The sequence below is a fragment of the Microbacterium sp. STRO-1N genome (assembly GCF_057748015.1).
The window spans coordinates 169,405-186,543 of sequence record NZ_CM173234.1 but is presented as its reverse complement, the minus strand read 5'-3'; the positions used below and the strand labels follow the sequence as shown (position 1 = coordinate 186,543).

Annotated in this window: 19 protein-coding genes; 10 read left to right on the top strand and 9 right to left on the bottom strand. The window is 69.2% G+C overall.

What is annotated here, in order from left to right; all coding sequences use genetic code 11:
- Position 1 precedes the first annotated feature (1 nt).
- From AC3ANJ_RS00970 to AC3ANJ_RS00945, 6 genes are read left to right on the top strand one after another with little or no spacing between them, the layout of a single operon-like run.
- Entirely contained in the window at positions 2-889 is an 888-nt protein-coding gene (locus AC3ANJ_RS00970; protein WP_488317808.1) for a DUF58 domain-containing protein, read from the top strand.
- The gene (locus AC3ANJ_RS00965; RefSeq protein WP_488317807.1) at positions 876-1,367 is read left to right on the top strand and encodes a hypothetical protein; all 492 of its coding nucleotides are present in this window, start codon (positions 876-878) and stop codon (positions 1,365-1,367) included. The genes AC3ANJ_RS00970 and AC3ANJ_RS00965 overlap by 14 nt, the downstream gene beginning before the upstream one ends.
- Positions 1,358-2,344 (top strand): VWA domain-containing protein, encoded by a 987-nt coding sequence (locus AC3ANJ_RS00960; protein WP_488317806.1) that lies wholly within the window; start codon positions 1,358-1,360, stop codon positions 2,342-2,344. Before AC3ANJ_RS00965 ends, AC3ANJ_RS00960 begins: the two co-directional genes overlap by 10 nt.
- Positions 2,341-3,333, top strand: a complete 993-nt coding sequence (locus AC3ANJ_RS00955; RefSeq protein ID WP_488317805.1) for a vWA domain-containing protein — start codon at positions 2,341-2,343, stop codon at positions 3,331-3,333. Before AC3ANJ_RS00960 ends, AC3ANJ_RS00955 begins: the two co-directional genes overlap by 4 nt.
- Positions 3,330-4,097, top strand: a complete 768-nt coding sequence (locus AC3ANJ_RS00950) for a hypothetical protein (protein ID WP_488317804.1) — start codon at positions 3,330-3,332, stop codon at positions 4,095-4,097. Before AC3ANJ_RS00955 ends, AC3ANJ_RS00950 begins: the two co-directional genes overlap by 4 nt.
- Positions 4,091-5,185, top strand: coding sequence for a hypothetical protein (locus AC3ANJ_RS00945; RefSeq protein WP_488317803.1), 1,095 nt, complete (start codon positions 4,091-4,093; stop codon positions 5,183-5,185). The genes AC3ANJ_RS00950 and AC3ANJ_RS00945 overlap by 7 nt, the downstream gene beginning before the upstream one ends.
- 7 nt (positions 5,186-5,192) lie before the next feature.
- On the opposite strand, the gene AC3ANJ_RS00940 is transcribed toward AC3ANJ_RS00945, so the two are convergent.
- The 9 genes from AC3ANJ_RS00940 to AC3ANJ_RS00900 all read right to left on the bottom strand — a co-directional run bounded on the left by AC3ANJ_RS00940 (position 5,193) and on the right by AC3ANJ_RS00900 (position 9,655).
- Positions 5,193-5,897 carry a ZIP family metal transporter gene (locus AC3ANJ_RS00940; protein ID WP_488317802.1) on the bottom strand — a complete coding sequence of 235 codons (705 nt, stop codon included), beginning with the start codon at positions 5,895-5,897 and terminating at the stop codon, positions 5,193-5,195.
- A 189-nt stretch (positions 5,898-6,086) separates the two neighbouring features.
- Entirely contained in the window at positions 6,087-6,413 is a 327-nt protein-coding gene (locus AC3ANJ_RS00935) for a hypothetical protein (RefSeq protein WP_488317801.1), read from the bottom strand.
- A 3-nt stretch (positions 6,414-6,416) separates the two neighbouring features.
- A complete protein-coding gene (locus AC3ANJ_RS00930; RefSeq protein ID WP_488317800.1) occupies positions 6,417-7,007 on the bottom strand; it encodes an Asp23/Gls24 family envelope stress response protein in 591 nt (196 codons plus the stop codon).
- Entirely contained in the window at positions 6,998-7,552 is a 555-nt protein-coding gene (locus tag AC3ANJ_RS00925; RefSeq protein WP_488317799.1) for an RNA polymerase sigma factor, read from the bottom strand. Before AC3ANJ_RS00925 ends, AC3ANJ_RS00930 begins: the two co-directional genes overlap by 10 nt.
- A 4-nt stretch (positions 7,553-7,556) precedes the next feature.
- The gene (locus AC3ANJ_RS00920; protein WP_488317798.1) at positions 7,557-8,171 is read right to left on the bottom strand and encodes a hypothetical protein; all 615 of its coding nucleotides are present in this window, start codon (positions 8,169-8,171) and stop codon (positions 7,557-7,559) included.
- Positions 8,168-8,719 (bottom strand): hypothetical protein, encoded by a 552-nt coding sequence (locus AC3ANJ_RS00915; RefSeq protein ID WP_488317797.1) that lies wholly within the window; start codon positions 8,717-8,719, stop codon positions 8,168-8,170. Before AC3ANJ_RS00915 ends, AC3ANJ_RS00920 begins: the two co-directional genes overlap by 4 nt.
- Entirely contained in the window at positions 8,716-9,033 is a 318-nt protein-coding gene (locus tag AC3ANJ_RS00910; protein ID WP_488317796.1) for a hypothetical protein, read from the bottom strand. Before AC3ANJ_RS00910 ends, AC3ANJ_RS00915 begins: the two co-directional genes overlap by 4 nt.
- Positions 9,030-9,221: a DUF2273 domain-containing protein gene (locus tag AC3ANJ_RS00905; protein ID WP_488317795.1), complete on the bottom strand. Its 192-nt coding sequence runs from the start codon at positions 9,219-9,221 to the stop codon at positions 9,030-9,032. The genes AC3ANJ_RS00910 and AC3ANJ_RS00905 overlap by 4 nt, the downstream gene beginning before the upstream one ends.
- Positions 9,218-9,655, bottom strand: coding sequence for an Asp23/Gls24 family envelope stress response protein (locus tag AC3ANJ_RS00900; RefSeq protein ID WP_488317794.1), 438 nt, complete (start codon positions 9,653-9,655; stop codon positions 9,218-9,220). Before AC3ANJ_RS00900 ends, AC3ANJ_RS00905 begins: the two co-directional genes overlap by 4 nt.
- Positions 9,656-9,829: 174 nt before the next feature.
- On the opposite strand from AC3ANJ_RS00900, the gene argG reads away from it, so the two are divergent.
- The 4 genes from argG (at position 9,830) to AC3ANJ_RS00880 (ending at position 17,067) form a co-directional block, all read left to right on the top strand.
- A complete protein-coding gene (gene argG / locus AC3ANJ_RS00895; RefSeq protein ID WP_488317793.1) occupies positions 9,830-11,278 on the top strand; it encodes an argininosuccinate synthase in 1,449 nt (482 codons plus the stop codon).
- Between the two features lie 154 nt (positions 11,279-11,432).
- Positions 11,433-12,050: a TetR/AcrR family transcriptional regulator gene (locus tag AC3ANJ_RS00890; protein ID WP_488317792.1), complete on the top strand. Its 618-nt coding sequence runs from the start codon at positions 11,433-11,435 to the stop codon at positions 12,048-12,050.
- On the top strand, positions 12,047-14,887 hold the full coding sequence (locus AC3ANJ_RS00885) for a YhgE/Pip domain-containing protein (RefSeq protein WP_488317791.1): 2,841 nt from the start codon (positions 12,047-12,049) through the stop codon (positions 14,885-14,887). The genes AC3ANJ_RS00890 and AC3ANJ_RS00885 overlap by 4 nt, the downstream gene beginning before the upstream one ends.
- Complete coding sequence (locus tag AC3ANJ_RS00880) at positions 14,884-17,067, top strand: YhgE/Pip domain-containing protein (protein WP_488317790.1); 2,184 nt, start codon at positions 14,884-14,886, stop codon at positions 17,065-17,067. Before AC3ANJ_RS00885 ends, AC3ANJ_RS00880 begins: the two co-directional genes overlap by 4 nt.
- Positions 17,068-17,139 lie beyond the last annotated feature (72 nt).

Genomic DNA, 17,139 nt, shown 5'->3' with positions numbered 1-17,139 from the left:
CATGGCCAGTCTGATCACCAGGGTGAGGGCGAAGCTCTTCATCCACTCGTCGCAGAAATCGATGCACGCCCTCGACGGCGCGTATGCGTCGCTCATGCGCGGGCGCAGCCACGACTTCGAGGACCTGCGCGCCTACGAGTACGGCGATCAGGTGCGCGACATCGATTGGCGCGCGACAGCGAAGCAGGGCACGCCCCTGGTCAAGCGCCACCGGGCGCTGCGGATGCACACCGTGATGTTCGTCGTCGACACCGGCCGCGGCATGACCGCGCTCGCGCACGACGAGCGTCCGAAGAAGGAGCTCGCGATCCTCGCGACCGGCGCCCTCGGCATCCTGTCGCTGCGGCACGGCGACGACTTCACCGTGGTGCACGGCGATGCCTCCGGCATCCGGCGGATGGCGCCCGCGCGCAGCGAAGGCGCACTCGAGCACGCCCTCCGGCGCATCGATCACGCCATCGGCACCAGCACGGCACCGAGCGACCGCAACGGGTTGCTGAGCTATGTCGCCCGCACCGTCTCGCGGCGCATGATCCTCGTCGTCGTCACCGACGAGGCACCGGTGACCGACGAGACCGAACGGCTGCTGCGCCGACTGCGCGTGCAGCACGACGTCCTGTGGATCGCACTGCGCGACGCCGACCCCGTGCTCGATCACATGACCGGCCGCGTTCGCGCAGACGTCTACAGCCGCTGGCAGGTGCCGGACTTCGTCCAGGGCGACGAGGCGATCGTGCGCGAACTCACGGCGCTCGCCGCCGCCGACGCCGCGCGCCGTGACGAGCTGCTGGACCGTCTCGAGATCAGCCGCGTCGATCTGAGCACGCAGGACGATGCCGTCACCGACCTCCTGCGCATGCTGAACCGGAGGGCCAATGTCCGGTTCTGACGAGCTCTACCCTCCTGCTCAGTACGGCTGGGGCTGGATGCTGCTCGCCCTCGGCATCCTGGCGGTCCTGATCCTGGCCGCCTGGATCGTCGTCGTCCTGACCCGCCCGAAGCGCCGCCTGGAACTCACCGGCGCCGCACCGCTGGGACCGACCCGGATCGACGAGGTGCTCGCGGTGCTGCGCACCGAATACCTGCAGCAGATCGACCGCATCGAGGCGGCCTACGGTGCCGGTGAGATCGACGCCAAGCGCGCCAACCTCGAGCTCAGCCGCACCGTGCGCGCGTTCGTCAACGAGTACAGCGGTGTCGAAGCACCAGTGCTCGCGCTCGACGACCTCATCGCGATGGGCGTGCATCCGGCGCTCATCGATGCACTGCACCGGCACTACTACCCCAGCGTGTTCCGCCGTGGCCCCGCCATCGATCCGGCCGCCGGCGTCTCCGCGGCCCGCACGGTGGTGACGGCATGGAACTAGCGAACATCTGGATGCTCGTCGGCGCCGTCTTCGCCGTATTGATCGCCGCCGGCATCGGGTTGCTGGTGGGCCTGCGTCGACGCAGAGCGGATGCCGCCTCCGACGCCGCCCCGATCGCCCGCGCCGAGCGGCTGCGCACTCTGGGTTCGTTCCGGCAGGCGGTGCGCCGGCGGGCGCTCGCTCTGGGCGGCCTGCTGGCTCTCGCCTCCGTGACCGTGCTGCTCGCGGGTGTCGTCGCCGCCCGGCCGATGTCGTCGCAGACCATCCAGCCCGTCAACACGAGCCGCGACATCATGCTGTGCCTGGACGTCTCCGGATCCATGAGCGACGTCGACATCGAGGTGCTGACGGTCTTCGACGAGCTGCTCGACGGGTTCGAGGGCGAACGCATCGGGCTGGTGATCTTCAACAGCTCGGCCGTGCAGATCTTCCCCCTGACGGACGACTACGAGTTCGTCCGCGAGCATCTGCAGCGCATCAGGGAGAGCTTCGACTATGTCCAGGACATCCCGGAGCACTGGGTCGGCACGCTGAACGGACCCGGCGCATCGCTCATCGGCGACGGACTCGCATCCTGCGCCATGGGTTTCGATCATGAGGGCGACGAACGCAGCCGATCGATCATCCTGGCCACGGACAACGAGGTCAACGGCGCATCGATCGTGACCCTCGACGAGGCGGCGGCGTACGCGGCATCCAAGCAGATCCGGGTGTTCGCCCTGAACCCGGTCGAGGGCAAGGACACCGAACCCAGCGAGGAGCTCATCGCCGCGGCCGAGGCGACGGGCGGGGCGGCCTTCGGGCTGCGCGAGACGACGACGGTCGCGGACATCGTCACGCAGGTGCAGGAAGAGGAGGCCACCGAGCTCCGCGGGCAGGCGCAGGTGGTGTGGAGCGACGACCCGAACCTGTGGATCGTGCTGCTGGTGCTCCCCGTGCTCGGTCTCATCGTCGTGCTGTGGAGGGTGCGACTGTGATCTTCCAACCCGTCCTGAACCCCTGGCTCATCGCGCTGATCGGCCTGCCGCTCGTCGCGGTCGCCGTGCTCTGCCTGGTCAAGGCGCCCGACCTGCGTGCACGGATGCTGTGGGTCGGGCGGGTCCTCGTCGTCCTGGCGTGCTGCGCGCTGCTGCTGCGCCCCGGCATCCCCGGCGGGACGAGCCAGACCCTCGCGACCGACACCGATGTCGTCCTGGTCGTCGACACGACGGCGAGCATCGTCGCCGAGGACTGGGACGGCGACCGGCCGCGCCTGGACGGCGTCCGCGCGGACGTGCAGGCGATCATCGACGAGTACCCCGGCGCCCGTTTCGCGCTGGTCACGTTCGACGCCACAGCCGAACTGCGGATGCCGTTGACCACCGACACCACCGCTCTCGCGTCCGCGATGGAGGTGCTGCGCCCCGAAGTCACGTCGCAGTCGCAGGGCTCGTCGATCGGCGTGGCGAGCACGCTGGTGTCCGAGACGCTGGAAAGCGCGGCGTCGTCTTCGCCGGATCGTTCGCGGATGGTGTTCTACTTCGGCGACGGCGAGCAGACGGCCGCCACCGAGCCTGAATCGTTCGCGGCGAGCGCCGAGTACACCGACGGCGGAATCGTGCTCGGCTACGGCACGGCGGAGGGCGGCCCGATGAAGGACACGTCCCTCGGCGACACCGGCGACTCGTACATCCAGTACCAGGGCGCGGACGCGCTGTCGGTGATCGACGAAACGAATCTGCAGACCATCGCCGAGGAGCTCGGCATCCCGTACCAGCATCGGACGGCGGATGCCGCGATCGAGCTGCCAGAGGCGCCCACCACGACCACGAACTACGCCGAGTCCGGTGAGGTGGGCAACGTGATCGAGCTGTATTGGATCGCCGCGGTCGCGATGGGGCTGCTGCTCGCCGTCGAACTCGCCGTGGCGACCGCGCGCGTCGCGCGGCTGCGCGGGCTGTCCTCACGACCAGGGGGTGACCGATGACCGCTGCGAGTTCGACCGACGCGGCCGCCGCACTGCTGGCCGCGAACCGGCGACGACGCAGCATCCGGAAGTGGATCGTGATCGGAACGCTCCCGCTGACCGTGGCCGCACTGCTGTTCACCGGCAAGCTGCTCAGCATGTACGCGTTCGCGCACCAGTCGATCACGTCGTACGTCGTGGGCGACTACGAGGGGACGATCCGCGCCGGTGAGGGACAGGAGTTCCTGAACTGGTTCGAGCCGTACAAGGCGCCGTTCAACGTCGGCACAGGTCTCGCCGGCTCGATGCGGCTGCCCGAGGCCCGCGCGAAGTTCGAGGAGGCGCTGCCCCTCGCGCACGGTCTCGAGGTCTGCGGCGTGCGCGTCAACCTCGCGCTCGTGATCGAGCAGATGGGCGATGCGGCTCGTGACGAGGGCGACGGCCCCGGCGCCGCCGCCCTGTACGCGGAAGCGCTCACGGTGACGCTGGAGACGCCGGCGGAGTGCGGGGAACCAGAGGCCGATGAGCAGTCCTCGGACCCCGAGCGCAGCATGGGCGACACCATCGAGGAGACCGAGGAACGTCTCAAGCAGAAGCAGCAGCAGCAACAGCAGGAGCAGCAGCAGAACGGCGAGGGCGAGGAGCCGCAGGAGCAGCCCGAGCAGGAGGGACCCAGCGACGATCAGCTCGGCGACCTCGAAGATCGACTGAACCAGGGCCGGGAAGAGCGCCAGGAGAACGAGGACGGCGACGGCTCAGGCTCCGGGACGGACAAGCCATGGTAGATCCCGAAGAGCAGCGCGCCCGCTACGTCACGAACTCCGACGGCGCCCCGCCGCTGCCGCCCCCTGGCGGCTACCGCGGTGCACGTCGCACTCCCGACCCCGCCGCCGTCGCCGTGCAGAACGCGGTCGCGACGAGCGAGACCCCGAAGCAGCCGGCGAACGCGGTCGGCTGGATCGCGCTCGTCTCCGGCATCCTGTTCGCGGTGATCCTGCTCGGCACGTTCCTCGCCGGCGGAACCGACACGATCTACGGCATCACGATGCTCGCCCTGCAACTGGTCGTGCTGGGTGTCGCGATCGCGGCGCTCGTCACGCGGCGCGGACGCCGGCTCGGCGCCGTCGCCCTCTCGATCGCGCTGCTGTTCAACATCGCGACGGTCGGCGCGATGGGAGCCGTGCAGACCTCGGCGTCCGGCAGCTACGAGGGCCAGAAGACCGAGGAGCAGAAGCACGAGGAGGCCTACCCCGGCGTCAAGGACACCCCGAACTCGGACATCCTCGCGCAGCCGTCGCTCGAAGAGGTGCGGGAGTCGTCCGAGGCGACTCTCGCCGACATCCGGGACCGCCTCAGCGACGAGTTCGGGTACACCTGGACCCCGGCCGGCGACGAGGACCTGCGCCCGGAGCGCAACGGCTACGGCGGCGAATCCATGCTCGTGCAGTACACCTCCGCGAAGTGGGGCACGAACGAGCCGATCCGGGACTACGACCGCAAGCTCGAGGTCATGGACGTGATCGACGACGTGCTGGCCGAGCACGACATGTGGGGGATCATCTCGCTGAACGACGCGTCCTCCGGCCTCGACGAGTCCATGCTGGAGAAGCTCTACGGCTCCGCAGACCCCCGGTCGCAGGACGTGTGGGAATGGTACAGCGACGATTACCCCGGTCCGCGCCGGTTCTACGCCACGATCTACGACACCTCGCACGACGAGACGGGCGACTTCACGGCATCCCGCGAGGCGCAGGCCGCCCGCACCGGCGAGCCGGTCGAGGGACTGCAGATCATGTTCCTCGCGCCGGACCTGCTCAGCGAAGCCGATCGGGCGGAGTTCGAGCAGAAGCTCCAGGACTACCCGGGGTACTGAAGCCGGATCAGTTCGCCAGCGACAGCCCGGCCGCGACCGCGAAACCGAGGACTGTGGCGAGACCCGTGAGGTCCTTCGCCTTGGACTGCGCGTCCGGGACCATCGAGTCCACGAGCATGACGAGCAGGGCGCCGGCCGCGAATCCGCTGGCCGCGGCGCGGAACTCGGTCGTCACGGCATCCGCCAGGGCGAAGCCCGCCACCGTCGCCAGCATGCACACGATCGCGACGCCCGCCCAGAGCCCGAGCACGCGGGTGCGCTTCATACCGCCGTCGAGCAGATCGGATGCCGAGCCGATCGACTCGGGCAGATTGGAGACGAGGATCGCGATGACGAGTGCGACGCTCACGCCTTCGCCCGAGGCGAGCCCGATACCGAGCACCAGCTGCTCGGGGATGCCGTCCAGCAGCGCGCCGACCGCGAGCGGAGCACCCTGCGACCCCGCGGATGCCGTCGCCCTCTTCTCGACGATGCGGTTGGCGAGGTAGTAGCAGCCGGCGCCGACCGCAACGCCGATCGCCAGCGGAAGGGGGCCCGCGAGATCGAGTCCCTCCTCCCAGAGCTCGAACGCGATGGATGCCATCAGGGCGCCGGCGCCGAATCCGAGGACGATGCCCAGCCACCGGGGCGGCCACGGCCGCAGTGTCGCGAGTACGGCACCGATGATCAGCGGCGCCGCCGCCACGGCTCCCCACAGGATCGCCTCGCCCATGTCGCACCTCCGAGCATCACTCTGGTGCTGAAATCCCGGACGGGTCGCGTGCCGCGCGGCGTGTCCCCCGGCATCCTGAGGCCGATACGTCGGACGGATGCCGAGGCGCCGGTGATCCAGCACGCGGCTGGTCGGGCGTCAGCGAAGTGCGGCGATGAAGACGCGACCCGGCGCACCTGACCCGCCGTCTCAGGTCGGTTCCACCCGCACGACCGTCAGCACCACGTCGGCGGGTGGCAGCGCGTGCTCTGCCACGACCTCGATGATCGCGTCGCGCACGCGCGCAATCGTGATCGACGCGGCCTCGGCCTCGCTCACGCCGATCGCCGCCTCGACCCCGGTGCGCTCCGCCTCTTCCGAGATCCGCAGTCGCGACCCCGCGTCGCGGAGTCCGACCGCCTGCGTCGTGACCTCCAGTGCGTTGCCCAGCAGCGTGCCGGAGCGATACAGCCCGACGACACCGGGAACGGCCAGGACCGCGGCCTCCAGCGCCGTGACCAGACGTTGGTCGGTCATCGTTCACTCCCCTCTCTCGGCGGTCGGCAGCAGGTGCACATCATGGACCCTGACGTCGACGCCGATGATCGCCAGATCGGTGTGCTGCTGCAGATCGCGCAGGATCTCGGCACGGACGGCGGCGGCGGTCTCGCCGACGGGGCGCCCGTAGAGGATGCTGATGTCGACGTCGACCCGGACCGGAGCGCCCGGTTGCGACACGTCACCGTCGAACCGGCATCGGCCGACCAGCACGCCGGGCACCCGGTTCTCGGCCCCGCGGACGAGGCCGCGCACGGCCCCCTCGGTGATCGCGAGGTCGCCCACGCCCGACACGTACGGGATCCTTCTGCCTGCGCGCGCATCCAGCGCGATCCCCGCCATCACCGCTGCCACCCAGGTGTCATCGACCCTGGCGAGGTCCTCCTCATCGGCCTGCAGGAGTTCGGGGGCCAGGCCGTGCAGGCGTTCCAGCGCGTCCAGCGCCAGCCGGCAACCCGGCGAGTCGTCGATGGACGGATCCGCGGGCTCCCGTCCGGCGTCCAGATACGCGCTCAGCTCCTGGATGGTGTGGCCGTCGAGATGCTCATGGTCGAAGTCCGGGGTCATCGCCATTGCTCCATCCTCACGATGATGTACTTGCGTGCACGGGCCAGCAGGCCCCGCACGGTGGATGCCGGGATCGACAGCTCCTCGGCGATCTCCTCGTAGGACTGCCCGCCGAGCTCGCGCAGGACCCAGCACTGCCGCTGCGCCTCCGGAAGCTCCTTGAGCACGTCGTCGAGCGCCGCCGCACGCTCCCTCGCCTCCACGATCCGCGGCGGCGACGTCTCCTCCGGCGCCTCGTGGTCGATCTCGTTCACGTCGAGATGCATCCGCGTCGCCCGGATCCGGTCCATCGCACGGCGGCTCACGATCCGCATGAGCCAGGGCCGCACCGCCGCCGGATCGTCGAGCTCATCCAGACGCTGCCACGCCACGACCAGCGTCTCCTGGACGATGTCGTCGACGTCGGCGGTTCCCCCGAGCAGACGGCGCGTGTGCGCCCGCATCATGGGCGCGTAGCGGCGGACGAGCACGGCGAATGCGGCCGTGTCCCCATCCACGGCGCGGGCCACGATCAGCGCGTCGTCGACGTCGTCCAGACGTGTCTGCGTCATCGGCTCACCGGACCCTGGTGCCGGATCGGAGGCGGTCGACGAACCGGTGCTCGCTGAAGTGCAGCAGCACCGGCATCCGCGTGCCGCACAGCGCCGCCCACTCGTCGATCGCCGCGCCGGCGGCCACGAGCACGCCGGCGAGATCCGCACCGCGACGTGGACGCACGCGGATCCGTACCACGGTCTCGCCGCGCACGACATGCACGTCGGTGTGCGCGGCGATCACGTCGGAGCGGCCCTGCAGTTCCGCGTCGACGCCTGCTCTGACGACGCTCGCATCCGCAGTGGTGACGCCGCCCGCGTCCCGCACCGACAGCACCGTGGACGAGCGCCCACCACCCCGTGTCGCGAAGAAGACCACGGCGAGCACGATGATGACCGCCCCGGCACCCGCCGCGGCGAGTGCGGCCATCGGCACCTCGCGCCCATCGGGCAGCGCCACCGCGGCGTCGTCGAACAGGCCGCTGCCGGCGGCCGCCGCCCCTTCGATCTCGGCGCGCAGAGGCTGAGCCCAGGCCGGGCCGACCCCGTACAGCAGCAGGATCGCGCCTCCGGCGCCCAGCACGAGCGCCACGAGCACCAGCACGATGCGGTTGACCACGCGATTGGTGGCGTTCACCCGACGACCCCCCGATCCCTGACCACGACGGTGGGCTCGACCGCGAAGCCGAGTTCGTCGAACACGCGCAGCGCGGCCTGCCTGGCCGACTCCTCGTCGACCGCGACGCCGCTGGTCGGCACGATCTCGACGCGAACCCTACGCCGACCGACCACGGCGCTCACCTGCGCACGGTCGATCCCGCAGCGGGATGCGACGGCATCCGCCGCGGCATCCGCCAGCACCCCGTCGTCCACGAGGAGCGCATGCTCGGCGAGCGTGCGGGCTCGCCGCGGGCGCCTCCCGGGGAGCACACCCGCGGCGAGGAACACCACGGCCAGGAGAACGGCGACGCACCCGACCGCGACCAGGGTCCCCAGCCCTGCGCCGGTCGGATACGTCGCCAGGTGGTGCGCGACTCCCACATCGAGCACCGACCACGCCATCACGCCGATCCCCACGACGATGAGCACGGCCAGCACCGCCACGGCCACAACGGCCGATGTCGTGCGCGACGAGTGCGTCTCCCTGCGCAGAACGCGTCGATACACGCGCGCCTTCTCCTTCACAGCACTCTCCTGTCCGTGCGTTCGACCCCCGAGAATCGGACGTCCACGACTCCGACCCGACGCCCGGCATACTCCCCCAGCGACTCGACGACGCGGTCCCTGATCCCGGCTCCCCGCTGCACGAGATCCCCGGAGCGCCCCAGCAGCACCGGGACCGTGATCGAGATCCGAAGCGCGCCGTGCTGGTCCCCCAGGTCCACGCGAACGCGATCGGCCCCCACTTCGGCGGCATCCGAGACGACGCCGGTCGCCAGCCTCTGCAGGGCTCGCGCCGTGATCGTCGTCCGGCCGTCGAGCGACCCGCGTGCCGTCATGACGACGAGCGGCGTCCGCGCAGCGCGTCGGCGATCGCCCGCACATCGAGCCGACCGTCCACGATCCGGCCGATCCCGGCCCCGATCAGCACGGCCACGGCGACGAACACGAACGCCCAGAAGCCGAAGGCGACCCAGCACATCGCGAGCGCTCCGGCGAAGATCGCCCCCGTCACCGTGGAGGTCACCGGACTCGCGCCTCCTCTGAGCCGTCCTCGTCGTCAGACGGGATGTGCACGTCGTTCACGGTGACGTTGACCTCGGCGACCTCCATGCCGACGAGCTCCTCCATGGCGCGGTACACGGCGGCGCGGACGTCCGCGGCGACCTTCTGCAACGACACCGGGTACGAGGCGACGATCGTGATGTCGGCCGCGACCTGTCGCTCCCCGACCTCGACGCTGACGCCCTGGGTGAGGTCCGTGGAGTTCAGCGCGTCGCGGATGGCGCCGACGACCCTGGCCGCACCGCCGCCGAGCGCGTAGACGCCCTCGACCTCACGTGCCGCGATGCCGGCGATCTTCGCGACGATCGCGTCGTCGATGACCGTGCGCCCCTGCTCGCCCGACGCCGCCTCGGCGCCACGAGCCTTGGCCGCTGTGCCGGAAACCTGCTCAGCCATGTCTGCTCCTTCAGTCAGGACGCCGTGAGGCGCCGTCGGCGAGGCGGAATGAACGGCCTCATTAGTAAGACGGCGTTCTCGCGCTTTCGTCACGAATTCGTCCGAAATCCGTTCCGTCGCGCTGGCGCACCCGCCGATCAAGGCGACACGCCGCGCGCCGATAGACTGGGAGCCATGTCCAAGGTCCTTCAGTCCCTCCCCGTCGGCGAGCGCGTCGGCATCGCATTCTCCGGAGGCCTCGACACCTCCGTCGCCGTCGCCTGGATGCGCGACAAGGGCGCCGTCCCCTATACGTACACGGGTGACCTCGGGCAGTACGACGAGGACGACATCGAGTCGATCCCCGGCCGCGCACTCGAGTACGGCGCCGAGAAGTCGCGCCTGATCGACTGCAAGACCGCGCTGGTCGAAGAGGGCTTCGTCGCCCTGGCCTGCGGCGCGTTCCACATCCGCTCCGGTGGCAAGACGTACTTCAACACGACGCCGCTCGGTCGCGCGGTGACGGGCACGCTGCTCGTGCGCGCGATGAAGGAGGACGGCGTCGACATCTGGGGCGACGGCTCCACCTACAAGGGCAACGACATCGAGCGGTTCTACCGCTACGGCCTGCTCGCGAACCCCCGCCTGCGCATCTACAAGCCGTGGCTGGATGCCGACTTCGTCACCGAACTCGGCGGACGCAAGGAGATGAGCGACTGGCTCGTCGCCCACGACTTCCCGTACCGCGACTCCGCCGAGAAGGCGTACTCGACCGACGCCAACATCTGGGGCGCCACGCACGAGGCCAAGACCCTCGAGCACCTCGACGTGTCGCTCGAGACCGTCGACCCCATCATGGGCGTGAAGTTCTGGGACCCCTCCGTCGCGATCGAGACCGAGGACGTCACCGTCACCTTCGAGAAGGGCCGCCCCGTCGCGATCAACGGCGTCGAGTACTCCGACCCGGTGGCGCTCGTCGACGAGGCCAACAGGATCGGCGGACGTCACGGCCTCGGCATGAGCGACCAGATCGAGAACCGCATCATCGAGGCGAAGTCCCGCGGCATCTACGAGGCACCGGCGATGGCGCTGCTGTTCATCACGTACGAGCGTCTGGTCAACGGCATCCTGAACGAGGACACCCTCGCGACGTACCACGAGCAGGGCCGGCGCCTCGGCCGCCTGATGTACGAAGGGCGCTGGCTCGAGCCGCAGTCGCTCATGCTGCGCGAGTCCATCCAGCGCTGGGTCGGTTCGACGATCTCCGGCTCCGTCACCGTCAGGCTGCGTCGCGGCGACGACTGGACGATCATCGACACCGTCTCGCCGAACCTGTCGTACGGCCCTGAGAAGCTTTCCATGGAGCGCGTCGGGGACGCCGCCTTCGGGCCGGTCGACCGCATCGGCCAGCTCACCATGCGCAACCTGGACATCGCCGACTCGCGCGCGCGCCTCGAGCAGTATGCGGGCCTCGGCCTCGTCGGCGGCGCCACGGGCGAGCTCGTCGGCCGCGTCACGGCCGGCGAGTCGAACGAGATCACGGATTCGGTCGAGGGCACCACGCTCGCCGAGACGGATGAGGCCCTCGCGGATGCGGTGGATGCGGCATCCGAGGGTGCCGCCTTCGACTCCGGCACCGACTGATCCCCACGAGCCGACGTTATTCTGCGTTCTCTCAGATGACGCACGAAGGGGCGGATGCTGCGGCATCCGCCCCTTCGTCGTTCTGGGCGGCCGGCTGCTGAGAATCCGTTGAGTTATCTTGCACATGAGTGTGCACATTAACTAGCATGGAGGCATGACCTCCCGTGCACCTCGCCGCGACGCCGTCGAGAACCGCGCCGGCATCCTGGACGCGGCCCGCCACACGCTGGCGAACGACCCCTACGCTTCCGTCGACGTCATCGCCCGCAGCGCCGGGTTGTCGCGTCGCACCCTCTACGGACACTTCGACGACCGTGAAGCGCTCATCCGTGAACTGATCGCGAACGGCGCGCAGCGCTTCAACGCCATCGCCGCCTCGATCGACGATCCCGATCCCCGCATCGCCCTCGCCCGCCTGGCCTCGCGCCTGTGGCAGGAAGCCGCGCACGTGCAGGTCGCCGCCGCGCTCGCGCTCGATGAAGCGCACGTCGCCGACACCGCTCAGGCGCTGGCTCCTCTGCGTCGCACGGTCGCCGGCCTCGTGCGCCGCGGCCAGGATGACGGCAGTCTCCGCTCGGACCTTCCCGCGCCCACGGTCGCTCGGCTCATCGAGGAGATGGCCCGCACGGTCGTGTCCCGCACGGATGCCGCCAGTACCGGCGCCGAGAATCTGGCGGTACGTTCGGTGCTGAGCATCGCAGGACTCTCGTGGCGCGAAACGGACGATCTGCTCGCGTCGCACCCCGAGCTCGTCGGGACGGAGAAGCCATGACGCCCAACGCGTGGAGCGTGTTCCGGCGCGACCTCGGACGCCTCGCACGAGTGAGCAAGGCGTGGATCATCATCGTCGGCGTCATCGTCACGCCATCCCTCTACGCGTGGTTCAACATCGTGGCGTTCTGGGACCCGTACTCGCACACGCAGAACGTCAGCGTCGCGATCGTCAATCAGGACGAGGGCGCCACCTCCGAGCTGACCGGAGACATCGACGTGGGCGCCGAACTCGTCGGCGAGCTCGAGAAGAACGACCAGCTCGGCTGGGAGTTCGTCGACGAGGACGAGGCGATGGATGCCGTCCGGAGCGGCCGGAGCTATGCGGCGATCATCATCCCCGAAGACTTCAGTCGCGACTTCCTCAGCATCACCACCGGCGAGTTCGAACAGCCCGTCATCCGATACTTCGTGAACGAGAAGGCGAACGCGATCGCGCCGAAGATCACCGATGTCGGCGCATCGACGATCGAGACGCAGATCAACAGCACGTTCGTCTCGACCGTCTCCGAGGTCGTCTCCGAACAGCTGCAGAGCGCCGGTGCGGATGCCGAGGAGCAGCTCGGAACGGCGCGCGACAGCACCATCACCGCCCTCGACGACGCCGTGGCCAAGATCACCGCCGCGCGCGGCAGCATCGCAGAGCTGCAGCGCGGGCTGACCGATGCCCAGGGCCGGCTCGACCTCGCCGCATCGGCACTCGGTGGCGTCGCCACGACACTCGACGACGTGCAGGACGGCGTCGCCCAGGCGCAGCAGATCGCGGCAGAGGCGCAGCACGAGCTGCTGACGTTCACCGACCAGGTCACGTCCGCATACGTCGACGGTGCGACCCTGATCGCCGATGCCTCCGTGAAGATGAACACCGCGATCGCGACGCTGTCGACCAGCCTGCAGCAGGCCACCGTCACGATCGACGCCGCGATCGAGGACGTATCGGCCGTGGTCGAGGCGAATGCCACCACGCTCGACGAACTGCGGACGATCCTCGCCGAGACCGACCCTGATTCGCCCGCTGCGCAGAAGCTCGGCGAGGCCATCGACGCGCTGAAGGAGCGCAACGCCGCCGACCAGCAGATCCTCGACCAGTTCACGCAGCTGAACGCGGACATCTCGGCCACGATCGACTCGGTCGCCACCGCCTCGGACACCATCGACTCCGCCGTCGCCGACGCGGCCACTTCGGCGAGCGCGATCCGCGACGTGCTCACGCAGAGCGTGCCCGAACTGAACAGTGCGATGTCGGCGCTGTCCGCCAGCGCATCCGCGTTCTCGGCCGCACTGGATGCGCAGCAGACCCAGGTGACGCAGGCGCAGGGCCTGCTGGTGAGCTTGAACGCTCAACTCGCGACGAACGTGGACGCCCTCGCGGCCCTCGACGGCAACCTCGCCGCAGCGGAATCCGGTCTGAGCGGTGTGCGCACCGACGTCCTGGCGCTCAGCGCCGCGGAGATCTGGAATCGACTCAGCACGATCGGCGGACTCGACCCCGAGCAGATCGCCCAGTTCATGGCCTCCCCGGTCGAGGTCCACGAGAACGTGCTGTTCCCCACCGAGACCTACGGTTCGGCGATGGCGCCGCTGTTCACCAACCTGTCGCTGTGGATCGGCGCCTTCGTGCTGATGGTGATCATGCGACTCGAGGTCGACACCGAGGGGGTGGAGGGAGTCTCCGTCCGCCAGGCGTACCTGGGCCGCTGGATGCTGCTGGCCGCGATCGCCGTCTTCCAGGCGGTGCTCGTGTGCGTAGGCAACCTCGTCATCGGCGTGCAGACCGTGAATCCGTTCGCGTTCGTCGGGACCGGTGTGCTCATCGGCCTGTCCTACCTGAGCATCATCTACGCGCTTTCGGTGTGCTTCGGCTACGTCGGCAAGGGCCTGTGCATCCTGCTGGTGATCTTCCAGATCCCCGGGGCATCGGGGCTGTACCCGATCGAGATGATGCCGGACTTCTTCCGCGGGCTGTACCCGTTCCTGCCGTTCACATATGGCATCGACGCGCTGCGCGAGACCGTCAGCGGGTTCTACGACGGCCACTACTGGCGGGACATGGGGGCCCTGGCCGTCTTCGTCGCGCTGGCGTTCGCACTCGGACTGTTCCTTCGCCGCCGGCTGGGGAACTTCGCGCTGCTGTTCAACCGTCGTCTCGCCGAGACCGAGCTGCTGGTGAGCGAGGACGTGCAGATCACCGGTCGCCGTCGTGCGCCCGAGATCATTCGCGCGCTGACCAACGGCGACGGATACCGCGCGGAAGTCGCCGCACGAGCCCAGCGGTTCACCGAACGGTATCCGGCCCGTCTGCGCCTCGCGCTGGTCGTCGGCGCCGCCGGCCTGGCCATCCTCGCGCTGTCCGCCTGGTTGCTTCCGGATGCCAAGGCGACGGTCCTGGGGCTGGGTGCGCTGTGGTGCCTGATCCTCATCGCCGCCCTGGTCGCCCTGGAATACATCAGGCAGAGCATCCAGCTCGCCGCCGAAACGGGCGAGATGCCCGAGGAGGACCTGCGCCGGGCGCTGGTCGTCGAGAACGAGCACGATCCGCTGCTGCTTCCGGCGACCGGGACCGGCGCCGGAACCGCGGCCGCGGTCGCCTCGTCCGCGCGCACGGCCGTCCTCGAGCGACCGGATGCCGTGGACACCGCGGACTCCGACGAGGACACCGCCGTGATCGAGGATCTGTTCGCCACCGACGAGGTCGCCGAGGACCCTGGCCGGGCCGAGGACGAGAACGCCACCGTGGCGGTGCCCACGGTCGAGCCCGAGTCAGGCGAACCGGAGCAGGCGGAACCGGCGGAACAGCCCGAGCACTCGGACCAGGCGGAAGGAGAGGCACGCGAATGAACAGCATCCTGCAGGTGTTCCGCTTCGACCTTCGCCGGGCGATGAGCAACGTGATGTCCGTCATCGTGATCTTCGGGCTCGTCGTGATCCCTTCGCTGTTCACCTGGTTCAACGTGATCGCGAGCTGGGACCCGTTCGGGAACACCGAGAACCTGACCGTCGCCGTCGCCAACACCGACGAGGGCTATCAGAGCGACTTGATGCCGCTGCGGATCAATGTCGGTGAGCAGGTCGTGTCCGCACTGCGCGCGAACGATGATCTGAACTGGGTGATCACGTCCGAGGACGACGCGATCGACGGAACGAAGTCCGGTGAGTACTACGCCGCGATCGTGCTGCCGCCGACCTTCAGCGCCGACATGATGACGTTCTACTCCGGCGGATCGGAGCACGCCGAGATCGAGTACTACACGAACGAGAAGAAGAACGCTCTCGCCCCGAAGATCACGGAGCAGGGTGCGAGCGAGGTCACCACCACGATCAATGAGGCGTTCACCGAGACGCTCAGCGAGGTCGGGATGAACATCATCACGTCGCTGTCCGGCTATCTCGACGATGCGGACACCCAGGCCGTGCTCACGCGCCTGCAGGCTCACGTCAGCGAGGCGGCCGCGCAGCTGCGCGCCGCATCGGCCACGGCGGACATGTTCACCTCGCTCATCGCGTCGAGCCGCCCGCTGGCCGACAGCGCGGCGGAGTTGGCGGCGGGATCCCGTGAGGCCCTGCAGGACGCGACCGGCGCGCTGGGCAGCGGGACGGATGCCGCCAGGACGCTGAAGGATGTCCTCCGATCGACCTCGGCATCCCTCGGAGATGCGCTGGCGGGCACCGCCAACGGCTACCAGGCGGTCGCGGACAGCATCGACGACGTGTTCGCGTCGCTGAGCTCGTCCTCCGCGAGCGCGAGCAGTGCGATCAGCGCAGCGGCGACACGGGTGCAGACGCAGATCGATCAGTATCAGGGACTGCGCGACGCGCTCGTGGACGACGTCCGCCCATTGCTGCCGGACGCCACGCTGGACACGTTCGACCGGGCCGTCTCGCGGATCGATGCGGCGATCGCACGGCAGCAGGACCTGCAGGACCGCCTGGAGACCGCCGCCACGGATATCACCGGGACGGATGCCGAGATCCAGGCGACCCACGACGAGATCACCGCGCTCGTCGCGAGCGCGAAAGCCGCCGTCGCGGATGCGAAGAACGCCTACGAGGACAGCCTGCAGCCGCAGCTCGACCAGCTCGCGGACACGCTCGCGACCATCGGCGACGACGTCGACTCGGTCGGCGATCAGCTCTCCGCCGTGGCGGATTCGCTGTCCGGAGCGGGCTCGCTCGGCGCGGTGCTGGAGCACGCCGAGTCGTTGAGCACGGAGATGTCCGGCTCGCTCACCGACGCGGCTGACCGCTTCGACGAGCTCGCAGCGGCGTTGCAGACCGCGATCGACACCGGCGACCTCTCGGAGCTCACCGAGGTGATCGGAGCCAACCCGCACCTTCTCGCCGCCCATCTCGCCGAGCCCGTCGCCCTGGAGCGCGTGGAGGTCTACTCCGTCGTCAGCTTCGGTGCGGCGATGACGCCGCTGTACACCGTGCTCGCGCTCTGGGTGGGCGCCCTTCTGATCTCGGTGTCGATCCGCATCGATCCCCCGCAGGGACCCGATTCCGACCTGCCCGCCCTCTCGCCCGCTCAGACGTATCTCGGCCGGTTCGGCATCTTCGCATTCGTCGGGTTCCTGCAGAGCTCCCTGGTGTGCCTCGGCAGCATCTTCTTCACGCAGGTCCAACCAGAGCATCCGTTCCTGCTGATCCTGGCCGGGTGGGTGATGTCGATGGTGTTCACGCTGATCATCTACACGTTCGTCGTCACCTTCGGGAACGCCGGCAAGGCCCTGGCCGTCCTGATGCTGGTGGTGCAGATCTCCAGCTCCGGCGGCGCCTACCCCCTGCAGCTGCTGCCGCAGTGGTTCCAGAACGTCAGCCCCTTCCTGCCCGCCACGCACGCCGTGAACGCGATGCGCTCCGCGATCGCGGGAATCTACGACAACGACTACTGGGTCTCGCTGGGCCTGCTGGCGGCCTTCATCGTGCCCGCCCTGCTGCTCGGCCTGGTGCTGCGTCTGCCGCTCATCGCGTTCAACCAGAAGCTGCTGAGCGCCCTGGCCTCCACGAAGCTCATGTGAATGCGGCCATCGCAGAGGAGATAGGTATGATTCGGGGTGCGCGTGACCCGACACGCGTACCCCGATCCGGTG